We start from the raw sequence: 22297 nt of genomic DNA on the forward strand, positions 1-22297 counted from the left end.
TATCAACTCTCGTCTTCTTCGACGACTTCCGGGTCGCTCATCGCGGTCTGGAGACTGTCGAGTCCGTTGACCCACTCGGAGACGAGCCCGTATTCGAGGTCCTCGGCGACCTCCATCGGGAGCTCCGACCCGCCGATGATCTGCGTGCCGGCCTGTACACAGTACCCGAGCGCCGCATCGAGGTCCTCCTCCGCTTCCGCGTCTGCGGCGGCCTCGATGTAGTCGGTGATGGTCGCGTCGTCCGCGGCCCCTTCAGCAACGAACTCCTCGGCCGCGTAGAACACGCACAAAAGCGAGGTCTGGACGCCGTCGATCAGCATCACGGTCTCCTCGTCGTCGATGTCGATGTCGTCGAGAACGATCTCTCGGACGCCGGTAAGCTCGTCGATGGTCGCCTCTTCGTCGAGCGGCCCGTCCTCGTAATCGGTGAGGATCTTCGCGACCGCGATCGCGGCGTCGTCCTGGAGGTTCAACAGGAGCCGTGCTGAATCCTCGTCTTCAGGGTCGACTTCTTCTTCCTCGATACGGTCTAGCCAGTTCTGCCAGCGTTCTTCGGTGTAATACTCCCCCGGCGGAGTGCTCATATCACTCCGTTCGTCCCGTTGGGGATAGTAGTTTCGACCGGCGGCCGCTCCGCCGCGGCGTGTCTACCACCCAGGGCGAACGGCAAGTACTGGTTTTAGCGCCTGAGACGACTGTTCTGTGTGATTACCGGATCGGCTGCGCACTCCGAATATGTGTCACGGTCTCCGTCGAGGAGCGCACTTTTATATCATTCGAACATGTTATGAAATAGCATGGCACAGGGACAGCCGGCCGCGACCTACAGCGGACCCCTCGACCCGGCTGCAGTCGCCGCGCGAGCCGAACGTGTCGGTCTGGTGCTGATCGCCGTGGCGCTACCGGTCGCCGTCGGCACATTCGCCGGTATGGTTCTGACCTCTGGGTCGCTCTCGGCTGCGAGCGATGCCGCGACTGCCGCGATGAGCGGGCCGCTGACAACAGAGCAGGGGCTGTCCTGGCTGTTCTACGTCAGCACGCTCGGGACCGCACTGGGATGCTGGGTTCTCGGACTGGGGCTCCTTCTCGACGGTCTCGACCTGTAGGTCAGCCGTCGCCGTCCGGACGCATCTCCACGCCGCCTTCCAGCGACTCCTCGTCCGCCGCGTCCACGCGGTTCGAGAGGGTCCGCTGGGGGAACGGGATCGTGATGTCCTCGTCGTCGAAGGTGGCTTTCACACCTCGGACGACCGCCGAGATGGCGCGCCACTTTCGCGGTGGCGTCGGATGATCGATCCAGAACCGGAGTTCCATCACCACAGCGGAGTCCCCGAAATCTTTCGGGACAACATCCGGCGTCGGCGAATCGACGACGTGTTCGATGTCGGCCATCGCCTCGCGAGCGAGGTCCATCGCCCGGTCAACGTCGGTGTCGTAGTCCACACCGATGTCGACCGTGAGCCGCAACAGCCCCTTGCGGCTACGATTCGTCACTGCGCGGTCGCTCACGCGGTCGTTCGGAATGATGACGAACTCGCCGTCGAAGTTCTCTAGCCGCGTGTTGAAGATGGTGATATCGGTCACGATCCCTTCCTGGTCACCGACGAGCACCCAGTCGCCGATGGTGAACGGGCGAGAGAACATCAGGACGAAGCCGGCGATGAGCGACCCGAGCGTCTGTCTGGCGGCCAGACCGACCACGATACCGAGGAAGCCGGCCCCGACGAGCAGGCCGCTGAGGTCGATGCCCCAGACGGCGAAGATCGTCGCACCGATGGTGACGAACACAGTGACCTGCCCCAGTCGGAGCAGGATCTCTTCCTGGTGTTCGGTGAAGCCGGTAACGGCCTGGCTGAACCGGCCGATCCACCGCTGCATCTGATCGGACAGGACAAAGGCCAGCATGACGAGGACGACCGTCTGTATCGTCGCCAGTACTGACTGATCGCTCCCGTCGAGGTACGGACCCACTGTCTGGACTACATCGAGGACTCCCCAGACGATGAGAAACGAGACGACGACGAGGACGACCATCGAGAACTGAGCGATCCGGAGAAACACGCCCCGGATGGTCGTCGGCGTATAGTCGGCCATGACCTGCAGCCAGTCGCCGGTTCGGTCCGACGTGACAGACCGAAGCCGGGAGAGGGCTGCGGGAACGACGACGACGCTGAAAAGCAGGACGACCAGGAGGATGAGCGTCGCGACGAGTCGCCCCTGCGTCGCGACCAACTGGTCCAGCGACCGCTGTAACACGGTAAAGAGTTCCAAAAGGCCTTCACCGGTGTCGTTGGCCGCTGGCGTCGGCGTGGCCGTCCCCTGCACAGCCACCTATCGCCGCCGTAGGAACTTGTGTCTTCGTCTTTGTGCGGCCGTCTGTAAGCTGTCTGACACCGGAGGGAAACCGACTGGTCGCGCCGTTAGACGCCGCGGCCCTGCAACTGCTCTTCCTCGTCTAGGTCCGCGTTCGCCTGTCCCTTCATCCCCTTGCCGGGGTTCTTCGCGATCTCCTTGAGCTGTTCGGGGTCGTCGTAGTTGTTGACCGCCGCGACGATGGACTCGCCCATCGCCTGTGGGTTCTCCGCGCCGAAGATGCCCGAGCCGACGAAGATGCCGTCACAGCCGTGTTGCATCATCAGTGCGGCGTCGGCAGGCGTCGCGATACCGCCGGCCGCGAAGTTGACGACCGGAAGTCGGCCGCGGTCCGCCGTCTCGTGGACGAGCTGCCGGGGAGCACCGTGTTCGCGGGCCCACTCGTCGCGCTCTTCGTAGGCCATCCCTTCGAGCATCCCGATGGAGCGCTGGATGTTACGCTGGTGGGTGACGGCCTGGTTCACGTCGCCGGTGCCCGCCTCGCCCTTCGTACGAATCATCGCCGCGCCCTCGTCGATGCGGCGCAGCGCCTCGGCGAGGTTCCGCGCCCCGCAGACGAACGGCGCGGTGAACTCCCGCTTGTCGATGTGGTAGCGGTCGTCGGCCTGTGTCAGCACTTCCGACTCGTCGACCATGTCCGCGCCAGCCGCTTCCAGAATCTGGGCCTCGGCGGTGTGGCCGATACGGGCCTTGCCCATCACCGGAATCGACACTTCCTCGATGATCTCTTCGAGCTTGCCGGGGTCCGCCATCCGGGCGACACCGCCCCGCTTGCGGATGTCGGCCGGCACCGACTCCAGGTGCATCACGGCGACTGCGCCAGCGTCTTCGGCGATTCGGGCTTGCTCGCGGTTGACGACGTCCATGATGACGCCGCCCTTCTGCATCTTCGCGAAGCCGCGCTTGACGAGGTCAGTCCCGCGACGGAGGTCCTCGAGGTCGGTCTCTTCAGTCATTACCCAGACTTAGGACTGGATTTACTTAACGCGTGTCCTTTCGAGGGACAGAACGGCGTTTGACCCACGCGCAGAGGCCCCGATATCGCGCCAGCGACCACAATATTCTCCAGGGGACGGGGCTGAGACCACTACCGTTTTCATCGCGTCTCCCCACTGCATCGACATGGCTACGGACGAGGGTGTCGGCGGGCGCATCGACGCGGCTGTCGCGCGGGTGTTCAGCCGCCGGCTCCCCGATGCCGAAGGGCTCCCGCGGTACGTCGCGCCGCTACCGGCGTGGTTAGAGAACGTCGGGCTTCGGCTCGCCTGGCCAATCGCCCTCGTCAATCTGGTCGGGACGCTCTTCGGCTTCTGGTACTACGCCGGCCGCCCGCTGAACACAGCGCCGCCGCTCGTGGAGGGGCAACTGGGCGCGGCTCCGCTGGCCGCCTACCCCTTGATTCCGGACTCGCCCGTCGCGACGATGTTCATCGGGCTCTCGCTGGTGGCCTGGCGGCTCGACTGGAACGCGGAGTGGCTCCACATGCTCGGCTTCTTCGGCTGTATCAAGCTCGGTCTGTGGACGCCGTACGTCCAGCTCGTCCTCAACGGCCCCGGCGGGATTCCGCTGTGGCTCTACTGGTTCCTGATTCTGAGCCACCTGGCGATGGCGCTGGAGGCGTTTCTCATCCACCGCTACGCGAGCTTTTCCGTCGTGTCCGTCGCCGTTGCGGTGTTCTGGTACGGCTTCAACGACGTGGTAGACTACTTCGTCCCGATTCTCGACGGACCACACCACACCTGGCTGCGGGCCGAGCCGCTGGCCGCAGCCGGCGGGTTCGACCATACGGTGCTCGCCCACGACCTCGCGGCGGGCTGGGCGGTTGTGTTGACGCTCATGGCGACGTTTCTCGCACTGGCGACGCGCGTAGAGAAAGTAAAACGGCAGGCATGACCGCCGGTGTCTCGCGCTCGCGGTTCCTTCGGCGTCTCAGGTCGTGAACCCGTCCTCGGCCTCGCGCTCGTCGAGGACCCACTCCAGTTCCTCGATAGCGCGCAGGATGGCGACCTCGGCCTCGTCTTCTAGCTCGGTCGACGGCGGGTCGTGCCTGTCGTACTCGTCCTGCAGCGCCTCGATGCGGTCCCGGATCGTCTCCTCTGTTCGCATGGTTCCAATGACCGGACCCGCAGGTCTTGATGCTACTGGTCGCGGCGATGGGTGCGGACCAGCGGCCATTCCGAATACGAAAAAAACGCGTCGAGCTTACCGAACGACGACGACGGCGCTCTCGGTTTCGGTCATCTCGCCCTCGCCGGAGTAGGTCCGGGACTCCTCGACGGTGAACATCTCGTCGGCGAGTTCGTAGTCGCCGCCAGCAACGACCAGCGTGTCGCCGTCGATCTCGTAGTCGCCGCTCTCGATAGCGTCGTCAATCGAGCCGACTTCGCTGCCGAACTCGGGGCCGACGATGGAGTAGTCGAGGTCGATACCGCTGACCTCGGTCGTGATGTCCGGGGCCTCGTCGTAGGTCTCCAGTTGGGCGACGTGCATCGCCTCGGCGACGGCGTCCTCGAAGCCGGCGATGTGGCCGAACACCTCGACGTGGTTGAGGTCGGCGTTCAGCGGTAGGCCGTTCTCGGTCTTGTACCGCCGGAGCGCGGAGACGACTTCCATCGCCGTCTCGCCCGCTTCGAGGTCGGCGTCGTAGCCGCCTGCGGTCGGCCAGTCCGTCGTGTGAATCGAGTCTTCTTCCGAATAGCACCGCTCCCACAGCTCCTCTGTGATGTGCGGGAGGAACGGTGCGAACAGTTGCAGGAAGGTCCGGTGGGCCTGCAGTAGCGTGAACTCGGTCGAGGTGTCCTCACCATCAGACAACCGCTGCTTGGCGATTTCGAGGTAGTCGTCACAGAACGTGTTCCAGAAAAAGGAGCGGAGCTCGTTCCGGGCCTTCGAGAACTCGTAGTCCTCGAACTTCGTCGTGACCGACTTGACGGTTGCGTCCAGTTCGGCCAGCAACCACTCGTCGACCGCCGCCAGCTCGTCGGGCTCGTCGGGCTGACTCGCGGGCGTGAGCTGGTCGACCAGCCGCGAGGCGTTCCAGAGCTTCTGGAGGAGGCGCTCGCCGGCCTCTAGGTCGCCTTCCTTGTACGGGAAGTCGTCGCCGATGGAAGTGCCAGCGGCCCAGTAGCGCGTGGCGTCGACCGGGAACTCCTCTAGGACTTCGCTCGGCGGGATGACGTTGCCCTTGGACTTGGACATCGCCTCGCGGTTCTCGTCTAACACCATCCCGTTTATCATCACGTTCTCGAAGGGCACCTCGCCGGTGTGCTCGTAGCACTTGACGACGGTGTGGAACAGCCAGAACGAGATGATGTCGTGGCCCTGCGGGCGCAGGTCGAATGGGTACAGCTCGGGGTTGTCCCAGGTGAACTCCTCGCTGTCGGCGTCCCAGTCCCAGCCAGCGTTCACGAGCGGGGTCAGCGACGACGTCGCCCATGTGTCGAACACGTCCTCCTCGGGCGTCAGCGAGTCGTGGCCGCAGTGGGGACAGGCCTCGACCGGCGGGTCGTCAGACAGCGGGTCGACCGGGAGCTGGTCGCGCTCGGCCATCACGGGCTCGCCGCAGTCGTCGCAGTACCACACCGGAATCGGGATACCCGAATCGCGCTGTCGGGAGATACACCAGTCCCATTCGAGCCCTTCGATCCAGTGCTCGTAGCGGGTCGCCATCTTCTCGGGGAACCACTCCATCTGGCGGCCGGCCTCGATGTACTCCTCTTTCTTGTCGAGCAGTTCGATGTACCACTGCTCGGTGACGAGGTACTCGACTTCCTCTTCACAGCGCTCGTGGACCTGCACGGTGTGGTCGTGGTCGCGGCTCTCGAGCAGCGAGCCCTCTTCGCCGAGGTCCTCGATGATGGCCTCGCGGGCCTCGGTGGTGTGCATCCCCTCGTACTCACCGGCGAGGTCGGTCATCGTCGCGGACTCGTCGATGGCCAGCCGCAGCGGCAGGTCGTGGGCCTGATACCACTCGATGTCGTTCTGGTCGCCGAACGTACAGCACATCACGATGCCGCTGCCGGTCTCCATGTCGACGCGCTCGTCGGCGATGATGGGCACCTCCTGCTCGAAGATGGGGACCCGCGCACTGCCGCCGACAAGGTGCTGATTGTCGTCGTCATCGGGGTGGACGAAGACGGCGACACACGCCGGCAGCAGTTCCGGTCGTGTCGTCGAGATTGTGAACGTCGCGTCGTCGTCGGCCGGCCCCTCGCCCGTTTCGACGAGGTCGAAGGCGATATCGTTGAACTTCGTGTGCTTGTCCTTGTCCTCCTGCTCGACCTGCGAAATAGCCGTCTCGCAGTCCGGACACCAGATAGTCGGCGCGCGCTGGCGGTACTCCCGACCCTGCTCGTAGAGGTCGAGGAAGGAAAGCTGGGAGACGCGCTGGACGTCCGGCGCGATGGTCTTGTAGGTGTTGTCCCAGTCGATGGAGATGGCCAGCGACTGCACGTCCTCGGTGAACTCGTCCTCGAACGCCGTACACACGTCGCGGCATTTCTCCTGGAACTCCCGTCGCGGGTAATCCTGGTGTCGAATGTCGAGTTCGCGCTCGGTGAGCCGCTCCGAGGCGATGCCGTTGTCGTCGTAGCCGAAGGGGAAATACACCGTGTCGTCGCGCATCCGGTGGAAGCGGGCGACGAAGTCCTGGAGCGTGAACTGGTAGAGGTGGCCCATGTGGAGGTTCCCCGACACCGTCGGCGGCGGCGTGTCGATAGTAAAGCGGGTATCGGCGTCCTCGTCGTAGGCGTAGGTCTTGTCGGCGACCCACTGGTCCTGCCACTCCGGCTCTACCTCGCGGGGGTCGTACTCCCCGTCGAGCGCGTCGTCTGATTTGTCTGCGGTCGATTCGTCCTGCGGTGGGTCCTGTGTATCACTCATGTTCGAACTCGGGTGTAATACCCGGATAGCAGCGGACTGCGGCGCGGTTATCAGCGGTGCGTGCGTCGATTTGGGGCGGTGGTGTGGGGCGTGGGGGCCCCTACACCGACGGGCGCGAGAACCAGCGTTTGGGAGAGTCGACGCACCATCTGTCTAGTAGTCTGCCAACGGCAGGATTAACGACTTCGGTTTTCGCCGGCGGCCCGCAAGTAGTCGTCCCGGGTTATACGTTGAGAACGCGGCCGTGCCTCGGTGGCGCTTCCGATACCTCGCTCACGCCGTCGCCTCGTCGGATCCGATGTCCGGCGACACGAGCGGGAGGTCGATATCGATAGCCTCGTACCAGACCGACGGCCGTTTCGACTGCCCGTCGTCGACGAGTTCTACGAGGTGCAGTTCTTCGAGTTCCTTCAGATTTCGGTGAACCTGGCTGACGTCCCGGTCCACGAGTCGCGCTGTCTCACGAATACTCCCGGGGTCGTGCTGGACGATTGCTCGCAGGAGTTCGAGTGACTTTGGCCGCGTCACCCGGTGAACGTCGGCCGGATCGTTGTACACGACTTCGAAGTACGGCTCTGGCGCTTCGTTCCGGTCGAGCGCCGCGAGGGCGTCTTCGATGCGGTCGTCATCTCCCTCGCGGAACCGGATGTGCAGTGTCCTGTCTGTCGTATCGGAGTTACCAGTCGTGGCCATAGTCTATCACCTCGGATTTGAACCGCTGGAAGAGAGGTCGAAGTCGACGTCCGTCACCGTCCCGTCAGCATGGTGTTTGTGGTGGTGCGCCGCGTCGGGATGGTCGGGGAAATTGTCGTAGCGAACGATGGTCTCGCCCGCGGCGTTCCCGTACTGCATCGAGTACTTGATTCCCTCCGGATAGCGGTCTGACTCGGGGACGCGGTAGGCGCTGATTTCGGCGTAGCGATCACCGAAGTCTTTCGTGACTTCGAGGACACGCTGTGCCCCGTCGTCCCCGGGCATGGGTGTTGGTACTCCATCCAACAGCAAAAGTGTTGGTATGGATCACAACGGTCTTACGGCAAGTCAGGCTCGCGGTGCTCGCGGTCCTCGGCGGAGTGGGCACGGACCCAGAGCTGTCCGATGCGGGAGAGCGTCGTCCGGTAGGATTTCCCGTGGTCCTCCTGCTCGATGTACCCCTTCCCGCCGGGGCCGAGCCGGTCGACGTTGTAGATGACCTTCGAGCGGAACGAGTCGGTGTACTCCTCGCCCATGTCCCGGGCCAGTTGCTGGGCCAGTTCGGAGACGGACTCGAACTCGCCGTGTTCGCCGAGCGTGAAGAGGATGACCTCCTCGAAGGGCTTGACGTTCGAGAAGGAGGCGACCGGCAGTTCGACGATGTGGGAGCCGTCGATCTCCTTCGCGCCGATGGTCGTCCCGCGCTCGTCGAACTCAGACAGCAGGTCCCGTGCGGTTTCGAGCCGCTCGTCGACGCGCTCGTCGACTTCTTCGCCTGTGCGCATATCTTCCAGCATGTCGATTTGCTTGCGCAGTTCCTCCGCAAGCTCGGTCTCCAGATACTTCTCGGGGACCGTGTAGTAGGTGTGGATGCGGTCCCGGTCGCCCTCGCGTTCGACCATGATCGAGTGGGCCGCGGTCGCAAAGGCAAAGGAGACGGTTCGGGGCATCGCGGAGACGTTGACCCACACCTCGCTGCCCGCGTCGAGTTCGGCGTTGATGAGTTCGAAGGCCTGCTCGAAGGCCTCGTCGTAGTCGTACACGTCGGCGACGACGAACCGCTCGGTTTCGGCCCCGAGCAGGTTCTGGTAGTCCTTTTCGAGCTTCTCGGCGAGGTTTCGCGAGTACTCGACGTTGGCCTCGCTGCCGACCGCGCCCTCGAGCAGGATGACGCGGTCAACGTCGAGTTGCTCGCGCACGAGCGGCGCGATGAGCCGGTCGTAGTCGAACCCGACCGGGACGATGTGGGTCTGCATACGTGAAAGACTGGGACGGTGATTATAAAAAGAACCAGACTCGGGCTGCCGAGCGCGTATCGGGGCGGCGCGTTACTCGCAGCTTTCGTGCACGATAGCGCCGTCATCGTTCGGTCCGCGGCGCTCCCCGGGAACGATGGGGTCCTCGCAGACGGCGCAGGTCAGCTTACCGCTGGCGTGGCCGTTCGAGGCCTCGGTATCGCCGGAGGAGGTGAAGTCCACGCTCACGTCCGTCGACTCGTCGGCTGCCGGCTCGTCGTCAGCATCCGGGGCAAACACGTCGTCGTCATCGGCCGACGTGTCGATGTCGAGCGTATCGTTGAAGCCACAGTAGCCCGTCGAGGCGTTGAATCCCAGGCCGAGCGCGCCGATCCCGGCGAGCAGGCCGCGCTTGCGCTTCCCGCTGCGAAGCCAGCGCAGGGAGACGATTGTCAGCACGACTGCCAGCACCGCTCGGATCAGGCGGTCGCGACCGCCGACGTTTTGATCGGAGTCCATACCGACACATTGGTCTGGACGCTTTTGTAGGTTTACATGTCTGCCGACGCCCGCCGTCCAGTGGTTGCCGTGCCGGAGGGCGGCACGCAGACCGACCGCGTCTCAGTCGCTTTCGATACCGGTGACGGCGTAGGCGGTACGGTTCTCGGTCGCGGCGGGGGCAGTCACCAGCGAGACGGCGACTGTCAACACGAGACCGACTAGGATGCCGACGATGCCGGGCGTCCAGCCCAGGTACGCTGTCGGCAGGGCGACGTCGAGGCCGGCCAGTCCCCCAATCGTCGCAAGCACCGGGAAGACGTGCAGGCCGTAGAACACCTGACTACCCACCACGCCAGCGTACATCCCGGTGCGCGTGGTTCCCTGCCAGTACAGCGCCAGCGCGACTGGGACAGTTAGCTGGGCGAAGCCGCTGAAGGCGGTGTCGCCGATCTGGACCAGCGTCCCCGGCGTGTAGAGACTCGCAACGAAGGACAGTGTGGCGAAGGCGACGACGCCGATGCGGGCGACGAGCGCTTCGCGGCGGTCGGTCTCCTGGTCGCTGGCGTCGTCGCGGCCGGTCAGCGGCCGGTAGAGGTCACGGGTGAGGTACGACGACCCCGAAAGCAACATCGAGTCGCTGGAGGACATCATCGCGGCCATCGCGCCGGCGATGACCAGCGCGGTGAACCACGTCGGCGTGTACTCGCCCAGCAGCGCCGGGATGACGTTGCCGCCCTCCGGAACCGTGATGCCGAGGCCGGCCGCCCACGCCCCCAGCATGAACGCCGGGACGAACAGGAGCAGGACCAGCACCGGCCAGAGCGCGAACGTGCGCTTGAGCACCGTCTTCGAGCCGGCGGCGAAGAAGCGCTGGTTGATCTGCGGGAACATCGTCACGCCGAAGGCGATGCTGACCGCGGTCGAGATGATGTACTGCGGCGTGTAGAGGCCGCCGCCAAGGCCGACTAAGGCCGGCTCTTCAGAGGCCAGCAGGGCCGTCGCCTCGCCCGCGCCGCCGACGGCCGACAGGACCCAGGCGACGGCGACCCAGATCAGCGAGAGCATGAACAGCCCTTGGAGCGTGTCCGTCCAGGCGACGCCGCGCATGCCCGAGAGCGCAACGTAGAGGATCATGAACAGCGTGATGCCGCCGGCTCCGACCCAGAACGGGACCGCACCGTTCGTGAGGCCGACGATGGCCTGGCCGGCCCCCTTCTGCTGGAGCATCACGTACGGGAACAGCCAGACCAGGCTCACGGTGGCGACAAGGACCCGCAGCGCCGTTGACCCGAACCGGTCGCCCAGCATCTCGCCGAGCGTCACGTAGCCGTGGCGCTTGCCGACCAGCCACTGCTTGTACCCCAGCACGTACCAGAGAACAGCAAAAATAACGCCGTCCATCAGCCCCATCACGAGAATCCACTCGGGGCCGGCGCTGAACGCGAGGTTCGGGCCGCCGAAGAACGTAAACGCCGACAGCAGCGTCGCGAACGTCGTGAACAGCAGAACGACCGTGCCGAGCGTCCGGCTCGCGAGGTAGTAGTCCTCGGCGGTGCGCTCGGTGAGTCGATAAGCGACGGCCCCCACTGCGAGCGCGACCACCATGTACGCGCCGACGATACCCAACTGGAGCGCGGTATCGGCCACGTCAGTTCACCTCCTCGACGCCGAGGCCCCAGTCGGTGCGCGCGAAGACGGCGAAGACGACGCTCGCGAGCGCCATCCACCCGATGTGCCACCACAGCCACACCGGCAGCCCTGCGGCAATCGCGCTGGTGTCCCAGAGGAACCACGGCACTGCCAGCGCCATCAGCACGAACGCGACGACTGTCCACCCAGCGACCCTGACCGAACTCATATTACGACAAACTAGCCGCTAGCGATACTAATGGGTAACGAACCTTCACCCAGCCTCGTTGAAGAACAATCGTCTTCAATACGTCCGCGTCACAGAGATCGCTTTCAATACACGCGCGTCCCGGGTTCGACCTCCCGCTCGGGCGTCAGGTGGACGACACCGTCCTCGCTGTCGACGCCGGTGACCAGGCACTCGCTCTCGAAGCCGGCGATAGAGACTGTCCCGAGGTTGACGACAGCGACGACCTGCGAGCCGAGCAGGTCCTCCGGATCGTACACGTCGGTCAGTCCCGCGGCGGACTGGCGCGTCTCGTCGCCGAAATCCACGTCGAGTTTGTACACGTCCTTGCGGGCTTCGGGGAACGGTTCGACGTCGACGATTTCGCCGATACGCATCTCTACGTCTTCGAGGAACCGCGCGGGGTCGATCTCTGTTTCAGTGAATCCCATGCCCGCCGGTAGTATGTCCAGTTATTTCACGACAGCGTTCGCAGCAACGGTATGCAGACAGCGATCCAGCTCTGGACGCTCCGAAAGCTCCAGGAGCCGCTATCGGACGTACTCGACCGTATCGCGGCCGCCGGCTACGACGGCGTGGAGTTCGCCGGCATCGGCGACCCGGGCGCATCCCGACGCGCGCTCGACGAGGCGGGACTCGGTATCGCCGGCGTCCACGTCCAACTGGAGGACCTGCAGTCCGATTCTCGCACCGTTGAGAATCAGGCCCGGACGCTCGACGCGCCGTACGTCGTCCTCCCGTATCTCGACGACGACCACTTCGCGAGCGGGCGCGCCGTCGAGTCGACCGCGACGCTGCTCGGGATGCTCGACGCGGAGTTCGACCGACCCCTGCTGTATCACAACCACGACCACGAGTTCGTCCCGCTCGGGGACGGTACCGCCTTCGACGCGCTCGCCGACGGGACGACGATCGGCTTCGAGTTCGACGCTGGCTGGGCGCACGCGGCGGGCCAGGACCCCGCCGCACTGATTCGGCGGCTCGACGGGCGCGTCCCAGTCGTCCACCTCAAGGACATGACCGAGGACGGGGAGCCGACCGCCCTCGGTGACGGCGTCGTCCCGCTTCAGGCGGTGGTGGATGCGGCCCGCGAGGCCGGGACTGAATGGCTCGTTTTCGAACACGACGACCCCGAGGACCCGGTCGACGCCATCCAGGCGGGTATCGACGGTATGCGCCCGTTACTGGAGTGAGTGGCCGACCTGTCGGAGGAGAGATTTCCACACGGGCAGTGTCGGCTCGCTGCTCAACTGAGGCAATGTCGGCTCGCAGTTCCACCGAGCGATGGTTTGTCCTCCACCGACTCGCGTGCGCAAGGTTATTCCGCTGTACTTCCCAACATCAGTATAGTGACAGCAGTCCGTCGGAACAGCGTTCGAGGGGCTGGAAAACAGGACAATCATGCAAGATACGGCGAAATATCTGATACATGCCGACATCACGGCGGCGGGAGTCGTCGAGCGGAGCGACGTCGTCGGCGCGGTGTTCGGCCAGACGGAAGGGCTACTCGGCGACGAACTGGACCTGCGGGACCTGCAGGACTCGAAGAAGGTCGGCCGCATCGACGTAGAGATACGCTCTGAGGGAGGACAGTCCTTCGGCGAGATAACCGTCGCAAGCGGCCTCGACAGAGTCGAGACAGCGATTCTCGCAGCGGCGTTAGAGACCATCGAACAGGTGGGGCCGTGTCGCGCCGAGATCGAGGTCTCCGAGATAGAGGACGTACGCAGCGCCAAGCGGCGCGAAGTCGTCGAGCGCGCGACAGAACTCCTGAACGACTTCGAGGAGAAGTCGATCCAGACCGCGGACATCGTCGAGACGGTCAGACAGCAGGTCCGGGTCGCCGACGTGACCGACTACGAGGGACTCCCGGCCGGCCCGCGGGTGGCCGACTCCGACGCGATTGTCGTCGTCGAGGGCCGCTCGGACGTGATGCAACTGCTCAAGTACGGGATCAAGAACGCCGTCGCAGTCGAGGGAACGGACGTCCCCGACGCCATTGCGGACCTGACGGCCGGCCGGACGGTGACCTCGTTCCTCGACGGTGACCGCGGCGGGGACCTCATCCTGAAGGAACTCGCGCAGGTCGGCGACGTGGACTACGTCGCCGTCGCACCCACCGACAAGTCCGTCGAGGACCTCTCCCGCAGCGAGGTGATGTCGGCGCTCCGGGACAAGGTGCCGTACGAGACAGTCGCAAGCGCCAAGAGCCTCGACAGCATCCGCGAGGAGATGTCCCATCCCGGGGAGTCGACGACCGCTGACGGCGGTGCCGTGGCGGCCGCGACGTCGGAGGACACCACAGACAGCCAGCCTGCGCCCGGTCCGCAGGCCGGGTCGGCCCAGGCCGAAACGACCGAGGGGGCGACGAGTGTCGCGGACAACTCGAACGCAACCGCTGTGGCGGATGCCGCAGCCGACGAGGAGTCGACCGAAAGCGGCGACGGACCGACCATCCCCTCGCTTTCGGACCACATCGAAGCCGTCATTCAGAACCACAGCGGGACGGCCAGGCTGGTCGACGAGGACGCGACGCTGCTCGCTGAAGGCGACGCTGATACCGTCGTCTCGCTGCTTGCAGCCGCTGAGGCCGTTCCCAAGACCGTCGTCATCGATGCCGACTGCACGCAGAAGCTCCTCGATGTCGCCGCCCAGCGCGGCGTCGATGTTGTCGTCGCCGCCGGCCACGGCGAGTACGTCAAACAGCCGACGGCCGTACAGGTTCGCATCGAGGACTAGAGTTCGCGAACGAGCAACACACCGTCGCCGTCGTCGTAGTGGTCGGGTAGTTCGTCGGCGACAGAGAACCCGAAGCCGTCGTAGAACGAGCGTGCCCGCTCGTCGTCCGCGCGGGCGGTGAGTCTGATCGTCTCGAACTCGCCAGCGCGGAGCCTGTCCAGCAGCCCGTCCATCAGTGTCGTCCCGAGGCCCTGCCCCTGTTTGCCGGGCGCGATAGCGAACTCCGCCAGGTACGCGACCGGATGGTCCGGCACGACGAGCGCGTAGCCGAGCGGTTCGCCGATGTCGAGGACCAGCACGAGCGGCGGGCCGTCGATTCCGACGCCGAGGAGCCCCGGCCACGGCTCGTCGAGCGCGTTCGTCTGGATCGCCCGGAGACGGACCTCGTCTTCGGGGCGGGCCTCGCGGATCATAGGAGGCCAACGGCCAGCACAACGCCGGCACCGGTCAGCGCGGCCGCCAGGGTGGCGAGCATATTGACGCCCTGATTGCCGACAACCGAGCCCTCGACGGTCGCACCCAGCAGACTGTCGACGGTCATGCCGACCAGCCCACAGAGGAGGATGACGCCGCTGCCGACTGTGCTGATGTCCTGCGTGAGCGCGGCGATGCCGGCGATGATGCCCGCGCCGACGGCCCCGGCGGCCACGCCCTGCCAGGTGACGCCGCCGTCAGTGCCCGGCTCGACGGGTTTGAGCGTCGTAATGAGTCGCGGGTTGTCGTAGAGCCCACCGAACTCACTGGAGAACGTGTCAGTCATCGCGGCGGCGACGGCCCCGGCGAAGGCATAGAAGAACAGCAGCGGGTCGACGGCGATGTGGCTCGGACTCGCCGCCGCGGCGACGACGGCGAACAGCGCGACGATGGAGTTCGCGAGCACGTTCCCGCTCCCGCGTGCGCCCTCGTTCTCCTCGGCGATGCCGCGGTCCAGTTTCTCCTCGTAGCGGAACTTCGTCGAGAGGCCACCGAGCGCGAAAAAGGAAATCAGCATGGCGAACCAGCCGAAACCGCCGAGCACGATGGTCAAAAAGGAGAGGAGAACGCCGGTGAGCATCCCCGGGAGGGACGCCGTGTCGAGCGCGTAGGAGAGATAGCCGAGCAGCACTGTCACGGCGAGCGCGATGACGACGCGTTGTGCCGTCACCGACGGGTCGAGTTCGAAAAACAGCCACAGCAGCAGTCCCACCGTGAGCATCACGAGCGGGTCGTCCCGTTCGAACAGGACCGAGCGAAGCAGGGCGGCGACGAACGCGCCGCTGGCGGCGAGAAACAGCACGAGTGGCATGTCGACGGCGGCCGCTCCCTCGCCGACGGCGGCCTGAATCCGCGTTCCGAGCACCTGTCCCGCGACGCCGGCGACGAAGCCGACGAGGACAAAGCCTGCGGTTGCGACCACCTCGTCGGAGCGGACGGTGTAGGCGAGTCGCTGGCCGAGGTTCCCGTAGGCGACGACGACGACGACGCCGACGAACACCGGCACCGGTAGACTGAATCGGACGGCAAGCAGCGCGAGCCCGGCGGCGGCAAGCGAGAAGGCCGCCAGGCCGTACAGTTTCCCGTCCTCGTAGTCGCCGGGGCGCGCGAACAGGTCGAACAGCCGCGAGTCCTGCCCGATGACCGTCACACCGAGCGCGGCGACGAGGACGAAGGGTGCGATAGCGGCGACAGTCGCGAGTTCGAGCGAGCGAAAGCCCGTTGCGGCCGGGACGGCGACCGCGAGGGTCCCCACGGCGGCGAACGCGCCTGCCCGACGGACTGTGCCAGTCACGTCCCACCGGTATCCCCGAGAGGCACTTACCCTTTCCGAACTGCGGAGGCGACGGTACCGTGAGATTTACTGGGGCTGTCAGCATACCGGCGGGCGTGGGACTATACGACCGATATCTCGCGATGCGCGTTCGGCGCAGCGACGCCGACCTGCCCGAGACGGTCGCGCTGGTGATCACCGAGCGGGACCTCCTGGGAGACGGTGCATACCGGACGTTAGAGCGGTTCTTCGACTGGGCCGTCCAGTACGGGACCGACACAGTCGTCGTCTACGTGAGCGTCCTCGACGAGGAAGCGATTCCGACGCTCCAGCGCGAACTCGAAAGCGTCACCGCGCCACGGGAGATAGCGGTCAGAGTACCGGACGACGAGACGACGGCCGACGCCCCGATCCAGATTTCCATCGGCCTCGGCGGACAGTCGGAGTTCGCGACGGCCGTCCAGAAGCTCGCGGAAGACGTCGACGAGGGGTCACTCGACCCGGCCGACATCGACGAGGCCGCGGTCGAGGAGCATCTCGTCTTCCCGACCGACCCGGATCTGGTTATCAAGACCGGGGCCGAACGGCTCTCGGATTTCATGATCTGGCAGTCCGTGTACTCGGAACTGTACTTCACCGACGTGAACTGGCAGAACTTCAGACTGCGGGACTACTTGCGGGCGCTGCGGGATTATCAGGAGCGGCAGCGCCGGTTCGGGCGGTAAGAGGTCAGTCCGCGAGGTCGTACTCTTCGTCGAGTTGCTCGCGCTCGGTACTCGGGAGCGCGTCCCGGAACCGTCCGAGCATCCGTTTGGCCGTCGGCAGTTCCGACTGCTCGATGGCACGGACCAGCGCGAGCGACCGCTCGGCACGGGTCGTCCGCCAGGACTGCTCGCGGTTCTGGTACGTCCGGATCGCCCGCAGGAAGTCGACTTTCCGGAACTCGGGCCAGTAGGGGGTACAGAAGAACGTGGCGGCCTCGTTGCCGTTGGCGTGCCACGGCAGGAAGTTCGAAGTGCGTTCGTCGCCGCCGGTCCGGACGATGAGGTCGACGTCGCGGGTCGGCCCCTCGTAGAGCCGCGCTTCGATAGTCTCCGCGGAGACATCCGTCGGGTCGAGAGTGCCGTCTTCGACGGCGGTGGCGACGTTGCGGGCCGCGCCGAGCAGTTCGGCCCGGCCGCCGTAGGCCAGCGCGATGTTGAGGTTGAGCTGGTCGTACTGGGCGGTTCGCCCTTCAGCGTAGTCGATAGCGTCTCGGACCCGCTCGGGTAGCATCTCGGTCTCGCCGATGGCGCGGATGCAGACGCCGGCATCGTGGACCCGGTCGGCGTCGGCGAAGCCCCGGAGTTTCTGCTCGACGAGGTCGAAGAGATACTCTCGTTGCTCTTTCGGCCTGTCGAAGTTCTCCGTCGAGAAGGTGTACAGCGTCACCTCTCGAATGTCGAGTTCGTCACACCAGTTTAGCAGAGCCTCGGCCGTCTCGACGCCCTCGCTGTGGCCCTGCGTCGTCTCGACGCCCTGTTTGCGGGCGTAGCGTCGGTTCCCGTCCATAATGACGGCGACGTGGTCCGGCGTTCCCGACAGTTCCCACTGGAGTAATCGCTCGTAGGCCGCATATCCCAGTCGCTTCCCCCTCGATAGCATCGTTGTATACATTTCAACCACTCAATAAGGGCTTTGTGGAAGGGACCGGGTACAGTTATTTCCCTCCTAATCTGGCGAAATATATGCGCATAGTTTTAATATACCCCGGCTTAACGTTCAAATTGCAATGGCGACCGGTACGGTAGACTTCTTCAACGACACAGGCGGTTACGGGTTCATCGATACCGAAGACTCCGACGAGGACGTCTTCTTCCACATGGAGGACATCGAAGGTCCTGACCTCGAGGAGGGGCAAGAAGTGGAATTCGAGATCGAGCAGGCCGACAAAGGCCCGCGCGCGAAAAACCTCACGCGGCTGTAACCATGGCGACAGGCACTGTAGACTTCTTCAACGATACGGGTGGCTACGGTTTCATCGAAACCGACGATGCCGACGAAGACGTGTTCTTCCACATGGAAGACGTCGGCGGCCCGGACCTAGAAGAAGGGCAAGAAGTCGAATTCGACATCGAACAGGCAGACAAAGGCCCGCGGGCGAAGAACCTCACGCGACTGTAAGCGAGAACGGCTCGCTTTTCAACGGGTTCGCGACTGACCGAGCGGCGCTACTCGGCAGCGCGTGGGTTCCCACCGCTGTCGCTGTGCCACCTCTCGGACCGAATATCTTCGGGTAGAGCCCGACCAGCGCTTGGAATCCGAAGTGTCTTAGGGACAGCAACACCGACCGCATGGTATGAGCGAGGCCGACGCACTCGACGACGACCTTTACCGCCGGACCAAACAACTGCTTGAGCCCGGCGAGATCCAACTCAACGGCGCTGTCGTCCACACGGAGTACGACGGCAGCGACGAGATCGAGATGATGCAGGCCACCATCGAGGTCGGCGAACTCATCGCCGAGGGCGCGGGCTTGGACCCGAAGGACACGTACGTCTACTCCGGTAGCGACGATCCGGAGTTCGCGTCGAACCAGCATCAGGGCCTCACGCTGGACGACGAAGAGTTCGTCTGGGAGTGCCAGCAGCTCCTGCGTAACAGTTCCTTTGACCTGGTGTTCTACTACGAGGCCAGCGCCGACCACGACGGCATTCTCGAAGCTATCGAGGACGCTGGCTACGCGGTAACCGGTGTCGAAGGCGAGTAACCGCGTCAGTCGCCAGTCGCCAGCCGTTCCTGGCAGTTGTGACAGTAGGTGTAGTCGGGGCCGTTCGCTGCGCCACAGATGCGACAGGTCGTGGCCTCGACGGCGGCCTGTTCGAAGTAGGCGTTGAGCTGGCCGGTGTCGCGACCGTTGCGTCGGCCGCTGAACTGCTCGACCAGCGTGTCGTGTGCGGCGTAGTCCATGAGCCGAAACATCAGCACGAACCACAGCGGCACCCCTATCAGGACGAACAGGTAGACCAGCAGCCGGACCGCCAGTTCGGCTGTCGAGATTGCCACATGTGAGCTAGGGGCGGAAGGGGGTAAAACGCTCCGACGACCCGGACATGGTACCGGCTGTCCCGGACTGTTTTTATTCGCAGGCCCCCCAGATTCGGGCATGAGCGAAGACCTCGGGACGGTAGACCGGGCGGTGTTGAACGCCTTCCAGGGCGGCTTCCCGGTCGTCGAACGGCCGTTCGAACCGGCCGCGGCGGCCCTCGCCGACCACGGCGTCGACATCGACGCGGACGAGCTGTTAGCACGCGTACAGGATCTCGACGACGCGGGCGTGCTCACGCGGTTCGGAGCACTCATCAACGCCGAAGCTATCGGCGGCACCGCGACGCTTGTCGCAACCCACGCCCCCGAGGACAGCTACGACGACCACGCCGAGATGATAAACGCACACCCGGAGGTCGCGCACAACTACGAGCGCGAGCACCCGCATCTGAATATGTGGTTCGTTCTCTCGGTGGCCGAGGAAGGACGGGTCGAGGAGGTCCTGGCCGAGATCGAGGCCGAAACCGGCGAGGAGACGTACAACCTCCCGAAACAGCAGGAGTTCCACGTCGGCGCGAAGTTCCCCGTCGAGGGGCCACAGACCCAGGCCATCGACTGTTCGGACCTGGGGCCGGACGTGACACCGACCGAGCAGCGGTCGCTCACCGCCGACGAACTGGACCTGGTACTGGCGATTCAGGACGGCCTCCCGGTCACTGCCACGCCGTACGCCGACGTGGCCGACGAAATCGACGCCGACGTCGACTGGGTACTGGAAACGATACAGCGGTTCAACGTGGAGGGGAAAGTCCGACGCGTCGGGGTCATCCCGAACCACTACGCGCTTGGCTACAGCGAGAACGGGATGACCGTCTGGGACGTCCCCGACGAGGTCATCGACGAGGTCGGTCCGGCCATCGCCGAGTTCGACTTCGTGACCCACTGCTACGAGCGGCCGCGCCACGACGGCGTCTGGCCGTACAACTTCTTCGCGATGACCCACGGGCGAAGCGAGGCGGAGAGTCAGGAGCGCATCCAGCAGGTCCGCGACCGGATGGCCGACCACTGGGACGTGTCCGAGGACGACTGGGACACGCTGTTCTCGACGCGCATCCTGAAGAAGACGGGTATCAGGCTGGACGAACGAGCGCGGCAGAACACAGAGACGGCGTGACCGTGTCCGCTTGGTGTAGCAGCGCCAGATCAGGAGGGGAGCACCGATGATTCCGCTGATGCACGACTTCGAAGGCGAGACGGTACTCGTCGTCGGCGGCGGTCCGGTCGGCGCGCGCAAGGCCCGAACGTTCGCCGCGGAGGCGAGCGTCGTCGTCCTCAGCCCCGAGTTCGCCGACCGGGCGTTCGCGGACGCGGAAAAGGTCCGGGCTGCCCCGACTCCTGAGGACGCCACAGAGTGGGTCGAGCGGACCGACCCGGCGCTGGTCGTCGCCGCGACGGACGACTCGGACCTGAACGACGCCTTCACCGCGGCTGCCAAGGACCACGGCGCGTTCGTCAACCGGGCCGACGACCACGGCGACCAGTCGTTCGGCAACGTCGTCGTTCCGGCGACGGTGCGGGACGACCCGGTGACGCTGGCGATTGCGACCGGTGGGCGCGCGCCGGCGCTGTCGAAACACCTCCGCGAGCGTTTCGAAGACGAGTTCGGAAACGCCGGTCTGATGGCGGAACTCGCCGGCGACCTCCGTGAGGACCTGCGCGATCGGGGGGTCCCGCCGACCGAACGGCGTGACGCCGTCAGGTTCGTTGTCAGGTCACGGGAAGTTTGGAAGGCTTTAGATAGTGGCAGGTACAAGGGAGAGCAAGTAGCTAGAGACGTGATCGGAGAGTTACCTGGTGATCAAACGTGAGAGGGGACACTGGTGCAATCGTTGGGGTCTGTATCTCCCATGAGCGCGCGAGCGTCGACCAATTAGAGACCGCTGCGGCGGACAGCGAGCGCCACGCCGTCGAATCCCTGCTCGCCAACCCCGCGGTCGAAGAGGCGATTGCGCTGCAGACGTGTAACCGTACCGAGGGGTACGTTGTCGTCTCTGATCACGAGGACGGGCTCGACGCACTCGAACTGTTCACCCGCGCCGTGCCCGAAGATGTCGTCGTCGAGATGGGTCACGAGGAGAGTCTCCGCCACTTGCTCCGGGTAGCCGCCGGGCTCGAATCGATTGTGCTGGGCGAGGACCAGATCCTCGGCCAGCTCCGGACCGCCTACGAGACCGCCCGCGGCGTTGGCGGCATCGGGCCGATGCTGGAAGACGGTGTCACGAAAGCGATTCACGTCGGCGAGCGCGCCCGCACGGAGACGAAGATCAACGAGGGTGTCGTCTCGATTGCCTCCGCCGCGGTGCGCCTTCTCAAACAGGAGAGTTCGCTGGCGGACGGGACCGCGCTCGTCGTCGGGGCTGGCGAGATGGGCCAACTCGCTGCGGATGCGCTCAGCGAGGAGGTAGACCGGCTGCTCGTGGCCAATCGGACAGTGCCACACGCCGAGCACGTCGCCGAATCGGTCGACATCGACGCCAGCGCGGTTGCGCTCGACGGCATCGAAGCGGCCGTCTCCGAGGCCAGTGCCGTCATTTCGGCGACGGGAAGCGGCGACCAGGTGTTCGATATCGGGACGTTCAGCGACGTTGGCGAGGTTTCTATCGTCGACATCGCACAGCCGCGTGACGTCCCGGCCGGGGCGGACCGACTCCCGTCGGTGACGGTGTACGACCTCGACGCGCTGGAGTCGGTGACCGCCGAAACGCGCAACAAGCGACAGCGAGCCGCGGAAGCGGTCGAGCGCATCGTCGACGAGGAGTTCGACCGCCTGCTCACGCAGTACAAGCGCAAGCGCGCTGACAGGGTCATCTCGACGATGTATGAGAGCGCCGAACAGGTCAAGGCAGCCGAGATAAACAGCGCGCTCTCGGCGGCTGACTTCGACGATGACCAGGCGGAAGTCGTCGAAGCGATGGCCGACGCCATCGTCTCGCAGATCCTCGCCGCGCCGACCAAGAGCCTCCGCGACGCCGCGGAGGAGGACGACTGGTCAACGATTCATACGGCGCTCCAGTTGTTCGACCCGGACTTCGGCGGCCCGGACCAGGCCACCCCGCCCGAGTTCACCCAGGGCATGTCGGTCGACGACATCCCCGACGGCATGCGCGACGAGATCCCGAACGCGATGCTCGACCGGCTCTCCGACGACTGACCACGCCCACCTTT

At 65.1% G+C, this 22297-nt stretch carries 27 protein-coding genes; 11 read left to right on the plus strand and 16 right to left on the minus strand.

Annotation, left to right across the window (positions count from 1 at the left end; all coding sequences use genetic code 11):
* Positions 1–2: 2 nt before the first annotated feature.
* Entirely contained in the window at positions 3–584 is a 582-nt protein-coding gene (locus C442_RS16930; RefSeq protein WP_008312616.1) for a DUF2150 family protein, read from the minus strand.
* Positions 585–797: 213 nt separating this feature from the next.
* Between C442_RS16930 and C442_RS16935 the strand changes: the two genes are divergently transcribed.
* Positions 798–1106 (plus strand): hypothetical protein, encoded by a 309-nt coding sequence (locus C442_RS16935; protein ID WP_008312618.1) that lies wholly within the window; start codon positions 798–800, stop codon positions 1104–1106.
* Between the two features lies 1 nt (position 1107).
* Here C442_RS16935 and C442_RS16940 read toward each other — a convergent pair whose 3' ends face one another.
* Both C442_RS16940 and pdxS read right to left on the minus strand, forming a co-directional pair.
* Positions 1108–2331, minus strand: a complete 1224-nt coding sequence (locus C442_RS16940) for a mechanosensitive ion channel family protein (protein WP_008312620.1) — start codon at positions 2329–2331, stop codon at positions 1108–1110.
* Between the two features lie 89 nt (positions 2332–2420).
* Positions 2421–3329, minus strand: a complete 909-nt coding sequence (gene pdxS, locus C442_RS16945; RefSeq protein ID WP_008312622.1) for a pyridoxal 5'-phosphate synthase lyase subunit PdxS — start codon at positions 3327–3329, stop codon at positions 2421–2423.
* 166 nt (positions 3330–3495) lie between these two features.
* Between pdxS and C442_RS16950 the strand changes: the two genes are divergently transcribed.
* Positions 3496–4266, plus strand: coding sequence for a DUF1405 domain-containing protein (locus C442_RS16950; protein ID WP_008312624.1), 771 nt, complete (start codon positions 3496–3498; stop codon positions 4264–4266).
* Positions 4267–4302: 36 nt separating this feature from the next.
* Here C442_RS16950 and C442_RS22300 read toward each other — a convergent pair whose 3' ends face one another.
* The 9 genes from C442_RS22300 to C442_RS16990 form a co-directional block, all read right to left on the minus strand.
* Positions 4303–4479: a hypothetical protein gene (locus tag C442_RS22300; RefSeq protein ID WP_008312626.1), complete on the minus strand. Its 177-nt coding sequence runs from the start codon at positions 4477–4479 to the stop codon at positions 4303–4305.
* Positions 4480–4575: 96 nt separating this feature from the next.
* Positions 4576–7254: a valine--tRNA ligase gene (locus C442_RS16955; RefSeq protein WP_008312628.1), complete on the minus strand. Its 2679-nt coding sequence runs from the start codon at positions 7252–7254 to the stop codon at positions 4576–4578.
* 273 nt (positions 7255–7527) lie between these two features.
* The gene (locus C442_RS16960; RefSeq protein WP_008312629.1) at positions 7528–7947 is read right to left on the minus strand and encodes an HVO_A0114 family putative DNA-binding protein; all 420 of its coding nucleotides are present in this window, start codon (positions 7945–7947) and stop codon (positions 7528–7530) included.
* A gap of 6 nt (positions 7948–7953) precedes the next feature.
* Entirely contained in the window at positions 7954–8232 is a 279-nt protein-coding gene (locus tag C442_RS16965; protein ID WP_008312630.1) for a toxin-antitoxin system TumE family protein, read from the minus strand.
* Positions 8233–8285: 53 nt separating this feature from the next.
* Entirely contained in the window at positions 8286–9203 is a 918-nt protein-coding gene (locus C442_RS16970; protein WP_008312631.1) for an HFX_2341 family transcriptional regulator, read from the minus strand.
* A gap of 72 nt (positions 9204–9275) precedes the next feature.
* Positions 9276–9701 (minus strand): YgaP family membrane protein, encoded by a 426-nt coding sequence (locus C442_RS16975; protein WP_008312632.1) that lies wholly within the window; start codon positions 9699–9701, stop codon positions 9276–9278.
* A 102-nt stretch (positions 9702–9803) separates the two neighbouring features.
* Positions 9804–11330, minus strand: a complete 1527-nt coding sequence (locus C442_RS16980; RefSeq protein ID WP_008312633.1) for a sodium:solute symporter family protein — start codon at positions 11328–11330, stop codon at positions 9804–9806.
* A gap of 1 nt (position 11331) precedes the next feature.
* Positions 11332–11541, minus strand: a complete 210-nt coding sequence (locus C442_RS16985) for a DUF3311 domain-containing protein (protein WP_008312634.1) — start codon at positions 11539–11541, stop codon at positions 11332–11334.
* Positions 11542–11645: 104 nt separating this feature from the next.
* Positions 11646–11990, minus strand: a complete 345-nt coding sequence (locus C442_RS16990; RefSeq protein WP_008312635.1) for a tRNA-binding protein — start codon at positions 11988–11990, stop codon at positions 11646–11648.
* A gap of 51 nt (positions 11991–12041) precedes the next feature.
* Between C442_RS16990 and C442_RS16995 the strand changes: the two genes are divergently transcribed.
* Positions 12042–12752 (plus strand): sugar phosphate isomerase/epimerase family protein, encoded by a 711-nt coding sequence (locus C442_RS16995; RefSeq protein ID WP_008312636.1) that lies wholly within the window; start codon positions 12042–12044, stop codon positions 12750–12752.
* A 208-nt stretch (positions 12753–12960) separates the two neighbouring features.
* The gene (gene dnaG / locus C442_RS17000; protein WP_008312637.1) at positions 12961–14298 is read left to right on the plus strand and encodes a DNA primase DnaG; all 1338 of its coding nucleotides are present in this window, start codon (positions 12961–12963) and stop codon (positions 14296–14298) included.
* On the opposite strand, the gene C442_RS17005 is transcribed toward dnaG, so the two are convergent.
* Complete coding sequence (locus tag C442_RS17005; RefSeq protein WP_008312639.1) at positions 14295–14711, minus strand: GNAT family N-acetyltransferase; 417 nt, start codon at positions 14709–14711, stop codon at positions 14295–14297. The genes dnaG and C442_RS17005 overlap by 4 nt on opposite strands.
* Positions 14708–16066: a DUF92 domain-containing protein gene (locus C442_RS17010; RefSeq protein WP_008312641.1), complete on the minus strand. Its 1359-nt coding sequence runs from the start codon at positions 16064–16066 to the stop codon at positions 14708–14710. Before C442_RS17010 ends, C442_RS17005 begins: the two co-directional genes overlap by 4 nt.
* A 95-nt stretch (positions 16067–16161) precedes the next feature.
* Between C442_RS17010 and C442_RS17015 the strand changes: the two genes are divergently transcribed.
* The gene (locus tag C442_RS17015; protein ID WP_049943071.1) at positions 16162–16770 is read left to right on the plus strand and encodes an undecaprenyl diphosphate synthase family protein; all 609 of its coding nucleotides are present in this window, start codon (positions 16162–16164) and stop codon (positions 16768–16770) included.
* Between the two features lie 4 nt (positions 16771–16774).
* Here C442_RS17015 and uppS read toward each other — a convergent pair whose 3' ends face one another.
* Complete coding sequence (gene uppS, locus C442_RS17020; protein ID WP_008312645.1) at positions 16775–17701, minus strand: polyprenyl diphosphate synthase; 927 nt, start codon at positions 17699–17701, stop codon at positions 16775–16777.
* Positions 17702–17816: 115 nt separating this feature from the next.
* On the opposite strand from uppS, the gene C442_RS17025 reads away from it, so the two are divergent.
* The 3 genes from C442_RS17025 to C442_RS17035 all read left to right on the plus strand — a co-directional run bounded on the left by C442_RS17025 (position 17817) and on the right by C442_RS17035 (position 18794).
* A complete protein-coding gene (locus C442_RS17025; protein WP_008312646.1) occupies positions 17817–18011 on the plus strand; it encodes a cold-shock protein in 195 nt (64 codons plus the stop codon).
* 2 nt (positions 18012–18013) lie between these two features.
* Positions 18014–18208, plus strand: coding sequence for a cold-shock protein (locus C442_RS17030; protein ID WP_004591449.1), 195 nt, complete (start codon positions 18014–18016; stop codon positions 18206–18208).
* 175 nt (positions 18209–18383) lie between these two features.
* Complete coding sequence (locus C442_RS17035; RefSeq protein ID WP_008312649.1) at positions 18384–18794, plus strand: DUF5778 family protein; 411 nt, start codon at positions 18384–18386, stop codon at positions 18792–18794.
* Between the two features lie 5 nt (positions 18795–18799).
* Here C442_RS17035 and C442_RS17040 read toward each other — a convergent pair whose 3' ends face one another.
* Positions 18800–19090, minus strand: coding sequence for a DUF7577 domain-containing protein (locus C442_RS17040; protein WP_008312651.1), 291 nt, complete (start codon positions 19088–19090; stop codon positions 18800–18802).
* 100 nt (positions 19091–19190) lie between these two features.
* Here C442_RS17040 and ahbB point away from each other — a divergent pair, with 100 nt between their 5' ends.
* Genes ahbB through hemA form a run of 3 tightly spaced genes read left to right on the plus strand, consistent with a single transcriptional unit; the run spans position 19191 to position 22283 of the window.
* Positions 19191–20246 (plus strand): siroheme decarboxylase subunit beta, encoded by a 1056-nt coding sequence (gene ahbB, locus C442_RS17045; RefSeq protein ID WP_008312653.1) that lies wholly within the window; start codon positions 19191–19193, stop codon positions 20244–20246.
* 46 nt (positions 20247–20292) lie between these two features.
* The gene (locus C442_RS17050) at positions 20293–20940 is read left to right on the plus strand and encodes a precorrin-2 dehydrogenase/sirohydrochlorin ferrochelatase family protein (RefSeq protein WP_008312655.1); all 648 of its coding nucleotides are present in this window, start codon (positions 20293–20295) and stop codon (positions 20938–20940) included.
* Positions 20937–22283, plus strand: coding sequence for a glutamyl-tRNA reductase (hemA, locus tag C442_RS17055; protein WP_008312656.1), 1347 nt, complete (start codon positions 20937–20939; stop codon positions 22281–22283). Before C442_RS17050 ends, hemA begins: the two co-directional genes overlap by 4 nt.
* The last annotated feature ends 14 nt before the right edge of the window (positions 22284–22297 follow it).

The sequence above is a fragment of the Haloarcula amylolytica JCM 13557 genome (assembly GCF_000336615.1).
In the GTDB taxonomy this organism is placed as follows: domain Archaea; phylum Halobacteriota; class Halobacteria; order Halobacteriales; family Haloarculaceae; genus Haloarcula; species Haloarcula amylolytica.